Here is a 12097-nt window from a genome sequence, read left to right on the forward strand (position 1 = left end):
CAACGAATGGATATCCGATGGGGATCAACCGTCACACCGAGACCTCGGGCATCGAGGTCGTCACGATCGACTATCCGCCGGTCAACGCGCTGCCCACGGCCGGTTGGTTCGCCGTGGCCGATGCCGTCACGGCGGCCGGGCGCGATCCCGAGACCAAGGTGGTCGTGTTGCGCGCGGAGGGCCGCGGCTTCAACGCGGGCGTGGATATCAAGGAGATCCAGCGCAATCCGGGGCACCAGACCCTCATCGACGCCAATCACGGCTGCTACGCGGCGTTCGGCGCGGTCTACGAGTGCCAGGTGCCGGTAATCGCGGCGGTGAACGGGTTCTGCCTGGGCGGCGGCATCGGGCTGGTGGGCAACGCGGACGTGATCGTCGCCTCCGACGACGCCACCTTCGGCCTGCCCGAGGTCGAGCGCGGCGCGCTGGGCGCGGCCACCCATCTGGCGCGGCTGGTGCCCCAGCACATGATGCGGACGCTGTTCTACACCGCGAGCACCGTCACCGCGCAGCAGCTGCACCACTTCGGCTCCGTGCACAAGGTGGTGCCGCGCGCCGAATTGGATTCGGCGGCACTGGAAGTCGCCAAGAACATCGCCACCAAGGACGGCCGGGTCATCCGGGCCGCCAAGCGCGCCCTCAACGGCATCGACGTGCAGGACGTGCACCGCAGCTACCGCTACGAGCAGGGCTTCACCTTCGAGCTGAACCTGGCGGGGGTGTCCGACGAGATCCGCGCCCGGTTCGACGAGGACCTGGCCGCGAAGCGGGGTGAGAAGTGATGCGCGACAAGCGGATGAGCCTCGAGGAGGCGGTCGGCGAGCTGCGCAGCGGCATGACGATCGGCCTCGGCGGCTGGGGTTCGCGGCGCAAGCCGCTGGCCTTCGTGCGCGCGCTGCTGCGCTCCGACGTCACCGATCTGACCGTGATCTCCTACGGCGGACCGGATCTCGGGCTGCTGTGCTCGGCGGGCAAGGTGCGCAAGGCGTACTACGGCTTCGTCTCGCTGGATTCGGCCCCCTTCTACGATCCGTGGTTCGCCAAGGCCCGCACCGGCGGCGAGATCGTGGTGCGCGAGATGGACGAGGGCATGGTCAAGTGCGGCTTGCAGGCCGCCGCGGCCCGGCTGCCGTTCCTGCCGATCCGCGCGGGTCTGGGCTCGGACGTCATGAACTTCTGGGAGGGCGAGCTGCGGACGGTGTCCTCGCCGTATCCCGACGCCGACGGCCGCACCGAGACGCTCGTCGCCATGCCCGCGCTGACCCTGGACGCCGCGTTCGTCCACCTGGACCTCGGCGACCGGCACGGCAACGCGGCCTACACGGGCGTCGACCCGTACATGGACGACCTGTACTGCCTGGCCGCCGAACGCCGCTACCTCTCGGTGGACCGCCTGGTGGACACCGAGGAACTGGTGAAAGCCGTTCCGCAGCAGGCGATCATCCTCAACCGGATGATGGTCGACGGCGTGGTGGAGGCGCCGGGCGGCGCGCACTTCACCTTCGCCGGCGGCTACGGCCGGGACGAGAAGTTCCAGCGGCACTATGTGGAGGCCGCCGGGGACCCCGAGAGCTGGGCCGCGTTCAAGGCCCGGTACCTGGACGTGTCCGAGGCCGAATACCAGGCCGCGGTCCGCGAATTCGAGGAGCGCCGATGACCGACACCACCACCGCGACCCGCGCCGAGGTGTGCGTGGTCGCCTGCGCCGAGATCTTCCGCGGTGCGGGCGAGATCATGGCCAGCCCGATGTCGCCCACTCCGACCATCGGGGCGCGCCTGGCCCGGCTGACCTTCGAACCGGATCTGCTGCTCTCCGACGGCGAGGCGGTACTGCTCGCCGAGACGCCCGCGCTGGGCGCGAAAGCCCCTGCGGAGGGCTGGATTCCGTTCGGCAAGGTGTTCGACGTGGTGGCCTCCGGGCGGCGGCACGTCGTCATGGGCGCCAACCAGATCGATCGATACGGCAACCAGAACCTGTCGGCGTTCGGCGAGCTCCAGCGGCCGAGCCGCCAGATGTTCGGCGTGCGCGGCGCACCCGGCAATACGATCAATCACGCCACCAGCTATTTCGTGCCGCGGCACGGCAAGCGGGTGTTCTGCCAGCAGGTCGACATCGTCTGCGGCATCGGCTACGACAAGATCGATCCCGAGAATCCGGCGTTCCGTTTCCATCACCTGCACCGGGTGGTGAGCAATCTCGGCGTCTTCGATTTCGGCGGACCGGACCACACGCTGCGGGCGCTGTCGCTGCATCCCGGCGTGACGGCCGACGAGGTCGCCCAGAACACGTCGTTCGAGGTGGCCGGGCTGGCGGACGCGCAGACCACCCGGTGGCCCACCGAGGAGGAGCTGCGGATCATTCGAACGGTGCTGGACCCCAAGGGAATTCGAGACAAGGAAGTCCGATGACCGCACGGATCAGGACCGCGCTCACCGAACTGGTCGGCATCGAGCACCCGGTGGTGCAGACCGGCATGGGCTGGGTCGCCGGCCCGCGGCTGGTCGCCGCCACCGCCGAGGCGGGCGGGCTGGGCATCCTGGCCTCGGCCACCATGACGTTCGACGAACTCGCGGCCGCGATCGCGAAGACCAAGGCGCACACCGCGAAACCGTTCGGCGTGAACATCCGCGCCGACGCCACCGACGCGCCGGAGCGGATCGAACTGCTGATCCGCGAGCAGGTCCGGGTCGCCTCCTTCGCGCTGGCGCCGAAGAAGGAACTCATCGCGCGGCTGAAAGACGCCGGGGTGGTGGTGATTCCGTCGATCGGCGCGGCCAAGCACGCGGTGAAGGTCGCGTCCTGGGGCGCCGACGCGGTGATCGTGCAGGGCGGCGAGGGCGGCGGGCACACCGGCCCGGTCGCCACCACCCTGCTGCTGCCCTCGGTGCTCGACGCGGTCGACATCCCGGTCGTGGCGGCGGGCGGATTCTTCGACGGCCGCGGGTTGGCCGCGGCGCTGTCCTACGGCGCGGCGGGCGTCGCGATGGGCACCCGCTTCCTGCTCACCCAGGAGAGCACGGTCCCGGACACGGTGAAGCGCGAGTACCTCCAGCGCGGACTCCAGGACACCGTCGTGTCGCTCAAGGTGGACGGCATGCCGCACCGGGTGCTGAACACGGAACTGGTGGAGCGGCTGGAACATTCGGGCCGCTGGCGCGGGCTCACGGCGGCGGTGTCGAACGCGGCCAAGTTCAAGAGCATGACCGGGATGAAGTGGTCCACGATCGTCCGCGACGGGCTGGCCATGCGAAAGACCAAGGATCTCAGCTGGTCTCAGGTCGTGATGGCCGCCAACACCCCGATGCTGTTGAAAGCCGGTCTGGTCGAGGGCAACACCCAGGCGGGCGTGCTGGCGGCCGGCCAGGTCACCGGCATCATCGAGGATCTGCCGACGGTGCGGGAACTAGTCGATCGCATCGTCGGCGACGCCGCGGCGCGGATCGACGCGCTCGCCGCCCTGCGCGACGGGGCGAACGCGGCTCCCAGTTCGTAGACCCGCCCCGCCCCACCGACCCGATCACCAGGGCAGCACGCCGTACTCGTCACCGTCCGTCGCACCCCAGCGGTAGCCCCACAGCTGTCCGGTGGGTCCGTCGGCGGGCAGAGTCGCCAGGTGGACGACGGGTTCCGCACCCTGTTCCGGGGTGCGGAATCCGGTGTGGCCGTTGAGGTCCGTGGCGGTGTAGCCGGGGTTTGCGGCATTGACCTTGATCGGGGTGTCCCAGAGTTCCTTGGCGTACAGGGTCGTGATCATGTTGAGCGCGGATTTCGAGGAGGGGTACGGGATCGCGCCCAGCTGCCACATCGGGCTCTGCGGGTCGAAGGTGAGGGCGATCGAGCCGACCTCGCTGGAGACGTTGACGATGCGTGCGGCCGCTGCGGCCCGCAACAGCGGAAGCATGGCGTTGGTGACCGCCACGACGCCGAAGACGTTGGTCTCGTAGACCTTTCGCAGCATGCCCAGGGTGGTGGCGGAGGCCTTCCCGTCCCCTTCCGGTTCACCGGTGATGGCGGCGTTGTTGACCAGGATGTCGAGCTTGCCGAATTCCGCGCCGATGTACTCCGCGGCCTGTGCGACGGTCCGCTCGTCGGTCACGTCGAGCCGGACGAAGCGGGCGTCCGCGCCGCCGGCCACCAGCTTCTCGGCGGCGGCGCGGCCGCGTTCGGGGTCGCGCGCGCCGACCAGGACGGTGCTGTCGCGCGCGGCCAGCTGCCGGGCGGTCTCGTGGCCGATGCCCTTGTTGGCACCGGTGATCAGGGCTGTTGTCGTCATGGCATCGAGGGTCACACCCGGCGCGGGCGCCAGGGAGGACCAGGTTGTACCACCCACGCGCGGCGGCCGCGGCGGAGACTGGACCCATGGCGGATCGAAGCGAACTCGCGGCCTTCCTGCGCACCCGGCGAGCCCGACTGCAACCGGCCGACGTAGGGCTGCCGGACGGGCTCAACCGGCGCACCGCGGGGCTGCGGCGGCAGGAGGTGGCGCAGCTGGCCGGGCTGTCGGTCGACTACTACATCCGGCTCGAACAGGCGCGCGGGTCGAATCCGTCCCGGCAGGTGCTCGCCGCGCTGGCGCGGGCGCTGATGCTGTCCGCGGACGAACGGGAGTACCTGTTCCGCACCGCGGGCGAGAATCCGCCGCCGGTCGCCGGGCCGAATCGCGTCGTCCCGCAGTCGGTGCGCGTCATCCTCGACAACCTCTCGGCCACACCGGCTTACGTCGTGGACGCGGCATACGAGATCCTGGCCTGGAACGCGGCGGCCGTGCCGTTCCTCGGCGATCTCGACGCGCGGCCCGGCCGGGACCGCAACATGATCCGCTGGATCTTCGGGCAGCCCGACGACGACCCGCACTGGGACGACGAGTCCGCCGCCGCCTTCGCCCGCATCACCGTCGCGGACCTGCGTGCCGCCTACGCCCGCTACCCGGGCAATCCCGCACTCGCCGAACTCGTCACCGAATTGCTCGGCACCTCACCGCGTTTCGCCCGGATGTGGTCCGACCACGAGGTCGAGGTCCGCCGCGGCCACCGCAAGACCGTGCGCCACCCACAGTTCGGCCCACTGGAATTCGAATGCCAGCTCATGCACATCTCCGACACCGACCAGCGCATGATCCTCTACTGCGCCACCCCGGGCTCCCCCACCGCAGCCGTCTTCCGCACCCTCGCCAACCCGACCGTTCCGTCCTCTCCCCTGAAGTAGCCGCGAGGTCCGCGACCACCCGAGGTCATGCGCCGACGGCTCGGTTCAGATACCGCCCACGTGGCACCGGGCCGAACGGCAGGCACCACACGCCCGGGTCGGGGCTCTGCGAACCGGTCAGAACACATTCTGAAAAGTTTGATCGTCGGACCCAACGGATCGCCGTCTTGACGAAAGTGCGGACGCGGAGCCCCCGGGCTCGCAGGAGCCCCGCCACAACTCCGAAAACGATAAATCCCAGTCGAACAACCTTGCGCATACGCACTTTTCACGAAATCTGGCTCTACAAAATAGCAGGATCACAATACGATGTCCCCAATCATGATGGCCCGTGATGCAGTCGCCTCATCCACGACCGTCCGCATAGGACAGTTCTGGCAGTCGAGCTGACCGGCAAGCATGGCCTGCAATTTGGCTACCGAGTTCTGGCACTTGACATATCGGCTTGCTTCAGCGGATCGCTGCACGCAGCATGAACGAGAAGCCAGGCGGCAGCGCATGTTTCAGAGTCCGAGAACGAAGGATTGAAGGGGAAGCGGATGGGGGTGACATCGGCTGCCATGGCTGCGGTGGCGGCGATACTTCGTATCTACGAGGGAATACGGATGCTCGCTCTCGCCGATCCGGCCCCGGCCGAGTTCGCGACCTTGCATGAGCGCGTCCGTATCGAATACCTGTCGGATTGGGAGACAGCGCTCGCTGCGATCTGGCTGCACGGATCGGCAGAGGTGGTCGAGGCCGCCGTCGCTGTGGACCGCACCGCGACCGACTTGTTCACCAAGGCAGTGCATCATCAGATTCGAGACTGGGAACAGTTCGAGCGAGAACGCCTTCCGCTACGACACTCGTTCGAGCGGTTCTTGCAGGCGGCGCGACACGAACTGCGCCTGCCGGAGGTCGGGGCCAGCTTTTTCTGGGACACCGACCCGAATCGCAAGCAAGCCGACGCGGCTACCCCGCGCACATAGCCGTGGCTAGGTTGTCCGGACGGTGCTGTAGTCAGCCGAGGGGGAGGTCGAGATAGGACTCGGTATCTGTGGGGGAGCTGATGGTGGTGGTACTGAGGCTGTCGGTTCGGACGAACGAATAGAGCGGGTCGCGGCTGTTGAGGACCAGGGCCAGGCGGTGGCCGTCCGAGACGTCGTAGCAGGCGGCCTGGAGTTGCCATTCGATGGTGCGATTGTCGTCGGGGGCGAGGTCGGCGAGGGTGTACGGCTCGTGGGTGATGAGGCGGGCGGTGTTGTCGGGGGCCACGTCGAACAGGTAGGCGACCAGGGTGGCCTCGTTCGCGGTGCTGCGCACGGTCAGTCGCAGTCGGGGCGCGCCGCGCAGCCCGCGGCCGCCGGCGAGCGGTTCGGTCAGCCAGATCAGCAGGCGGTCCCGCTCGAACTCGTCGAGGCGGTAGGGCTTGGGGTTGCCGTACCACTCCTGCTGCCCGGTCGACAGGAGCACCGGGTCTGCGGCCGTGGCCGCGGTGAGGCCGCCGGCCAGGAAGTCGCGCGTCCACCCGATGCTTTGCGTCGAGCCCAATTCCCCGTCGCCCGTGGCGTTTCCGAGATATCGACGTTCGGTTCTGAGCGTCACGTCAGCCCAGGACTTGTGCGACTCTCGGCGGGCGGGCACGGTGATCCGGTCCCGCTCGCCGGAGACGGGCTGGGTCCGGTAGGTGAACATGATCTGATTGCTCACCTCGTCCGGATAGGCCGCCTGCCCGCCCCGCAGGTGGACCCGCAACCAGTCACGCGCCTCCCGCATCGGCGTCAGCAGGCCCGGGAAAGCTGTTCCGGTCGGCACGCCGACGAGGCCGGCGCCCTCGGGAGCACCGTGGTCGCCGATCCACATGTTCAGGCGTTTCGGCACCGTCAACTGGGTGAAGGTGTGGAGCAGCTCGTTGACCGGGAACAGGGTTTCGTGCCAGGTGTTCGACATGAATGTCGGGATACCGCGCGCGTTGGTGATGTCGATGTACGTCTCCGGGGAGCGTTCGGTACCCCAGGCGACGACTTCGTCCATGTTTCTGTTCTGTTCGAAATCGTCGAGGATCCGGCGAGTTTCGGCGTCGAACTTCTCCTCCCGGGTACCGCCGGTGAAGCCGACGAGTCCCCGCATGGCGGCCAGATGCCGGGTGCCGTTGGCATACAGGCTGGTGGCCAGGTTTCCCCAGGTACTCAGCGCCACGACCGCCGCCACCCGGTCCGCCGGATCGTGCGCGGCGACCAGCTGGCCGATCCCCGACCCGTAGGACTCTCCGAGTATGCCGATCGTGCTGGGCCCGAACTCCTCCGCGTAATCCAGCACCGTCGAGCCGTCGGCCCAGTCGTTCGGGCCACCGACATCGATATAGCCTTCCGACGTGGACGGCAGGTCCGGGTCACCGAGACCGCGCGGTGTGTAGGCCATGACGTGGTAGCCGTCCGCGGCCAAGGTGAGATAGGTCCAGAGGAACGGCAACCAGCCGTAGGGGCTCCACCCGGCCGGCACCACGACCAGCGGACACGGGGTCGACGTGTTCAGCTTGACGATGAACGCGGACAGGCGCACGCCGTCATGAGCGGTGAAACGTGGAAAATCTATTGTGGCGGTGGCCCTTACATCGTTCACCGCCTGTTGTAGTTCTGCGGGCAGCACACCGTCCGCGGCGCCCTGCAGCGTGGCCAGCAGCGCCCGCGACACGCTGAGCACGGCCGGGCTGAAAGTCAGCCCGCCCGCCCAAACACCATTGACCTCGATGTCGTGAAGAGTCTCGTCGGTCACCGTGACGACAGGATCGGTCATTGTTCGCGCACCCCAATTCCGTTCATGTGGTCATGAATCAAGCATCGCGAAAACCATTGTCGGAGAAAGGATCCGGCACATATCCAGGGTAGAACTCCGGCACCCTTCCCGACCCGTAACCCCTATACGAATCGAGGCCGGATATTCCGACACGCTATCGGCGCGCGCTGGATATCGCGACGGGCAGAGGAGCGGTCTACCTCGAGTCCTGACGGGTGATCCGGACCCGGTTGTCGTGGAATACCGCGCCGCCGCCGAAGTCGGAGTCGCGTTCCTCGATGGTGGCGTTGGGGGTGGGGCCGCCGGTCAGTTTGCGCCAGCGGCCCTTCGAGGTGGCGGCGACGCCGGGGCGGACTCGGTCGGAGACCTCGGCGACGGCTTCGAAGGAGCCTCGGTCGTTCGAGACGAGTACCGGTGTGCCGTCGGCGATGTCGCGGGACGCGGCGTCGTCGGGGTGCAGGGTGACGCGGGGTTCGCCTGCGCGGCGGGCCAATTCGGGGTTGTTGGCGAAGGTGGTGTTGAGGAAGTAGTGCGAGGCGGCGGAGATGAGGACCAGTCCGTCCCCGGGGTCCGCGGGCGACGTGTGGTCGAGCAGCAAGTCGCGGCCGACCAGTTCCGCGGGCGGCGTGTAACCCGGCAGCGGATCGTGCCCGGCCATTTCCGCCCGCGCGGAACGGAAGTTCAGCTTGTCCGCGGGCACCGGGCCGGGCTCGACGCGCAGGAAGCCGTCGGAGCGCAGGCGCTCGATGTCGAAGTCCTTCAGCAGTTGCCGGGCCAGGTCCTCGTCGGAGTCGTAGAGCGAGGGTTCGGTCAGGTTCATGCGGCGGGCCAGGCGCCGGAACGTCTCGGTGGTGGACAGGCATTCGCCTGGCGGGTCGACCGCCGGCTCGTTCCACACCAGGTACATGTTCCCGTAGGCGGCCAGCACGTCGAGGTGTTCGGGCTGCATGGTGGCGGGCAGCACGATATCGGCGTAGTCCACGGTGTCGGTCGGAAAGTGTTCCAGCACAACGGTGAACAGATCTTCGCGCGCGAGTCCCTCGATCACCCGGTTCTGGTCCGGATTGGAGCCGACCGGATTGGCGGCGATCACGAACAGCGCCTTGACCGGCGGATCGGCGGTCGCCAGCAGACCCTCGCCGATGCGGGTCTGCGACAGCATGCGCACCGGATTCGGCAGCAGATCGAACCGCACCAGCTCCGGCACGTTCAACTTGAAGTGCCCGGTCGTCGAATAGTGCAGTCCCCCACCGGGAATCGCCCAGTCGCCGGTGACGCCCGGCAGGCAGGCCAGCGTGCGCAGGGCCATGCCGCCGCCCGCGTGCCGCTGGATGCCCTGCGAGGCGCGGATGGCCGTCGGGCGGGTGCGGGCGATCCGTTCGCCGAGCGCCACGATCCGCTCCTGCGGGAGGCCGGTGATGGCGGCGACCCGCTCCGGAGTGAATTCCTCGATGCGCGACCGGAATTCGTCCCAGCCGACGGTGTGATCGGCCAAGAAGGCGTCGTCCTGCGCACCCAGCGAGACGATGACGTGCATCAGGCCGAGGGCCAGCGCGGCGTCGGTGCCGGGCAGCGGCGCGAGATGCTCGTCGCAGCGTTCGGCGGTGCGGCTGCGCACCGGATCTATCGCCACCGTGTGAGCGCCGCTGTCCTGGATGAACTTCCACACGTGGTGCCCGGAGGTGAGCGGATTGGTGCCCCACAGCAGGATCAGATTCGACTTCGCGAAATCCTCCGGGTCCATGCCGCCCGAGGTGCCGAGCGTGTACTTCATCCCCAGCGTGCCCGAGATCGAGCAGATCGTGGGATCGTGCAGCGACGAGCCCAGCACGTTGAAGAACCGCCGCCCCGAGAAGCCTTCCAGCCCTTGGATATAGCCGAGGCTGCCGGTGCCGTGGAACGGCCAGATCGCCTCGCCGCCGTACTCGTCGACGATCCCGCGCAGCCGCGTGGCGATCTCGTCGAGCGCCTCGTCCCAGCCGATCCGCTCGAAGCGCCCCTCGCCCTTGCGGCCGACGCGCCGCAGCGGATGGGTGATCCGGTCGGGCGCGTGCAGCTGCTCGAGGTACCGGTTCACCTTCACGCACAGCGCGCCGCGGGTGACCGGATGCTCCTTGTTGCCCCGCAGCCCGACGGCCTTGCCGTCCTCGACGGTCACCACCCAGGAGCACCCGTCCGGGCAGTCGAGCGGGCATGCGCCGAGTACCTTCACCCGACCGATGGTAGGGGCTTACCCGCGGCTCAGCTCAGCCGCTCGATGATGGTGGCGTTGGCGGTGCCGCCGCCCTCGCAGATGGTGAGCAGGCCGTAGCGGCCGTTGACCCGCTCCAGCTCGTTGAGCAGGGTGGCGAACAGCTTCGCGCCCGTCGCGCCCAGCGGGTGGCCCAGCGCGATCGCGCCGCCGTTGACGTTGACCTTGTCCGGGTCGGCGCCGGTTTCCTTCAGCCACGCCAGCACCACGGGCGCGAAGGCCTCGTTGATCTCCACGACGTCGATGTCGTCGATGGTGAGACCGGTCTTCTCCAGCGCCCACCTGGTCGCCGGGATGGGCGCGGTCAGCATGTAGATCGGGTCCGCGCCGCGCGCGCTGACGTGGTGGATGCGCGCCCGCGGCCGCAGCCCGTACTCCTCGACCGCCCAGTCCGACGCGAGCAGCGTGGCGCTCGCGCCGTCGGAGATCTGGCTGGCGACGGCCGCGGTGAGGCGGCTGCCCTCGCCGAGCGGCTTGAGCCCGGCCATCTTCTCCAGGCTGGTCTCGCGCGGGCCCTCATCGATCCAGAAGTCGCCGACCGGCACGATCTCGCCGTCGAACTTGCCCTCGGCGATGGCCTTGCGGGCGCGTTCGTGGCTGCGCAGCGCCCAGCGCTCCATGTCCTCGCGGCTGATGTCCCACTTCTCGGCGATCAGCTGCGCGCCGTGGAACTGCGACACCTCGCCGGTGCCGTAGCGGTGGTCCCAGCCCTGCGCGCCGACGAACGGCGACTCGAAGCCGTACTCCTTGCCCGCCAGCATGGCCGCCGAGATCGGGATGGCGCTCATGTTCTGCACGCCGCCCGCGACGATCACCTCCGCGGTGCCGCTCATGATGGCCTGCGCGCCGAAATTGATGGCCTGCTGGCTGGATCCGCACTGCCGGTCCACGGTCACGCCCGGCACCGCCTCGGGATAGCCGGCGGCCAGCCACGCGGTGCGAGCGATATTGCCGGCCTGCGGGCCGATCGCGTCGACGCAGCCGAAGATCACGTCGTCCACCCGGATCGGGTCGAGCGTGGTGCGCCCGAGCAGCCCTTGCAGGGCGGCCGCGCCCAGGTCGGCCGGGTGCACACCGGCGAGTGCGCCGCCGCGCTTGCCGACGGGGGTGCGCACGGCATCGATGACGTACGCCTCCCGCAGGGGCGCGTACTGGCGGCGGGCGGACGGTGCGGACATGCTGGCTCCTACTGGCGATGCGCTGCGCGAGCGATTCGGTGCGGCTCGGCGGACGGGTTGGTGAGCCCGTCCAGCACGATGGTGAGGTACTGCTTGGCGAGGTTGTCGACCGTGATCCGGCCGCCGGGCTGGTACCAGCGCACGGCCACCCACACGGTGTCGCGCAGGAAGCGGTATGCCAGTTCGATATCCAGTTCCGGCCGGAAGCTGCCGTCGCCGACGCCGCGGCTGAGCACCTGGTGCCACAGCTCGCGGAATTCCTTGTTGTATTCGTCGATGTAGCCGAAACGCGCTGTCCCGCTCAGCCTTTTGGCCTCGGCCTGGTAGATGGCCACCGCCGCGTGCCAGCGATCGAACGACTCGTAGGACGCGATCACCAAGGCCTCCAACGTATCCCGGGCCGGCAGGCCGGACGCGGCGATCTCGCGGTAGCGGCCGAACAGGTCGTCCAGGAAGCCGTGCAGGATCTCGTCGACCATCGACTCCTTGGAATCGAAGTGGTGGTAGAGACTGCCGGAGAGAATCCCGGCGGCGTCGGCGATGTCCCGGACCGTGGTGGCGCGCAGCCCGCGCTCGGCGAACAGACCGGCCGCCAAGGCGAGCAGTTCGTTGCGACGTGCGGATTTGGAGGCGTCAGCTGCGGGCACCCGCCCATCGTACAACCAAGCGTTTGCTTGGTCCATCGCC

Annotated in this window: 11 protein-coding genes; 6 read left to right on the forward strand and 5 right to left on the reverse strand. The window is 68.6% G+C overall.

Annotation, left to right across the window (positions count from 1 at the left end):
* Positions 1 to 17: 17 nt before the first annotated feature.
* Genes IU476_RS16625 through IU476_RS16640 form a run of 4 tightly spaced genes read left to right on the forward strand, consistent with a single transcriptional unit; the run spans position 18 to position 3494 of the window.
* Positions 18 to 782 (forward strand): enoyl-CoA hydratase family protein, encoded by a 765-nt coding sequence (locus IU476_RS16625; RefSeq protein ID WP_195101155.1) that lies wholly within the window; start codon positions 18 to 20, stop codon positions 780 to 782.
* The gene (locus IU476_RS16630) at positions 782 to 1657 is read left to right on the forward strand and encodes a CoA transferase subunit A (RefSeq protein ID WP_195101156.1); all 876 of its coding nucleotides are present in this window, start codon (positions 782 to 784) and stop codon (positions 1655 to 1657) included. Before IU476_RS16625 ends, IU476_RS16630 begins: the two co-directional genes overlap by 1 nt.
* Positions 1654 to 2409 (forward strand): CoA-transferase subunit beta, encoded by a 756-nt coding sequence (locus tag IU476_RS16635; protein WP_195101158.1) that lies wholly within the window; start codon positions 1654 to 1656, stop codon positions 2407 to 2409. Before IU476_RS16630 ends, IU476_RS16635 begins: the two co-directional genes overlap by 4 nt.
* Entirely contained in the window at positions 2406 to 3494 is a 1089-nt protein-coding gene (locus IU476_RS16640; RefSeq protein ID WP_195101160.1) for an NAD(P)H-dependent flavin oxidoreductase, read from the forward strand. The genes IU476_RS16635 and IU476_RS16640 overlap by 4 nt, the downstream gene beginning before the upstream one ends.
* Before the next feature lie 24 nt (positions 3495 to 3518).
* On the opposite strand, the gene IU476_RS16645 is transcribed toward IU476_RS16640, so the two are convergent.
* Positions 3519 to 4274, reverse strand: coding sequence for an SDR family oxidoreductase (locus IU476_RS16645; RefSeq protein WP_195101162.1), 756 nt, complete (start codon positions 4272 to 4274; stop codon positions 3519 to 3521).
* 86 nt (positions 4275 to 4360) lie between these two features.
* On the opposite strand from IU476_RS16645, the gene IU476_RS16650 reads away from it, so the two are divergent.
* Both IU476_RS16650 and IU476_RS16655 read left to right on the forward strand, forming a co-directional pair.
* A complete protein-coding gene (locus tag IU476_RS16650) occupies positions 4361 to 5206 on the forward strand; it encodes a helix-turn-helix transcriptional regulator (protein ID WP_195101163.1) in 846 nt (281 codons plus the stop codon).
* Between the two features lie 539 nt (positions 5207 to 5745).
* A complete protein-coding gene (locus IU476_RS16655; protein WP_195101165.1) occupies positions 5746 to 6174 on the forward strand; it encodes a hypothetical protein in 429 nt (142 codons plus the stop codon).
* 31 nt (positions 6175 to 6205) lie between these two features.
* Here the strand turns inward: IU476_RS16655 and IU476_RS16660 are convergent, their stop codons facing one another.
* The 4 genes from IU476_RS16660 to IU476_RS16675 form a co-directional block, all read right to left on the reverse strand.
* Entirely contained in the window at positions 6206 to 7981 is a 1776-nt protein-coding gene (locus IU476_RS16660) for a CocE/NonD family hydrolase (protein WP_195101168.1), read from the reverse strand.
* Between the two features lie 196 nt (positions 7982 to 8177).
* The gene (locus tag IU476_RS36190; RefSeq protein WP_195101170.1) at positions 8178 to 10193 is read right to left on the reverse strand and encodes a molybdopterin-containing oxidoreductase family protein; all 2016 of its coding nucleotides are present in this window, start codon (positions 10191 to 10193) and stop codon (positions 8178 to 8180) included.
* A 29-nt stretch (positions 10194 to 10222) separates the two neighbouring features.
* On the reverse strand, positions 10223 to 11374 hold the full coding sequence (locus IU476_RS16670) for an acetyl-CoA C-acetyltransferase (protein WP_195101960.1): 1152 nt from the start codon (positions 11372 to 11374) through the stop codon (positions 10223 to 10225).
* Positions 11375 to 11418: 44 nt separating this feature from the next.
* Entirely contained in the window at positions 11419 to 12057 is a 639-nt protein-coding gene (locus IU476_RS16675) for a TetR/AcrR family transcriptional regulator (protein ID WP_324194092.1), read from the reverse strand.
* Positions 12058 to 12097: the final 40 nt, after the last annotated feature.

Origin of the sequence: Nocardia blacklockiae (genome assembly GCF_015477355.1) — a bacterium.
GTDB lineage: Bacteria > Actinomycetota > Actinomycetes > Mycobacteriales > Mycobacteriaceae > Nocardia > Nocardia blacklockiae.

Coding starts and splice junctions, on each gene's coding strand:
- IU476_RS16635 (WP_195101158.1), top strand. CDS start 1,654: ATGACCGACACCACCACCGCGACCCGCGCCGAGGTGTGCGTGGTCGCC.
- IU476_RS16655 (WP_195101165.1), top strand. CDS start 5,746: ATGGGGGTGACATCGGCTGCCATGGCTGCGGTGGCGGCGATACTTCGT.
- IU476_RS16650 (WP_195101163.1), top strand. CDS start 4,361: ATGGCGGATCGAAGCGAACTCGCGGCCTTCCTGCGCACCCGGCGAGCC.
- IU476_RS16645 (WP_195101162.1), bottom strand. CDS start 4,274: ATGACGACAACAGCCCTGATCACCGGTGCCAACAAGGGCATCGGCCAC.
- IU476_RS16660 (WP_195101168.1), bottom strand. CDS start 7,981: ATGACCGATCCTGTCGTCACGGTGACCGACGAGACTCTTCACGACATC.
- IU476_RS16640 (WP_195101160.1), top strand. CDS start 2,406: ATGACCGCACGGATCAGGACCGCGCTCACCGAACTGGTCGGCATCGAG.
- IU476_RS16630 (WP_195101156.1), top strand. CDS start 782: ATGCGCGACAAGCGGATGAGCCTCGAGGAGGCGGTCGGCGAGCTGCGC.
- IU476_RS16625 (WP_195101155.1), top strand. CDS start 18: ATGGGGATCAACCGTCACACCGAGACCTCGGGCATCGAGGTCGTCACG.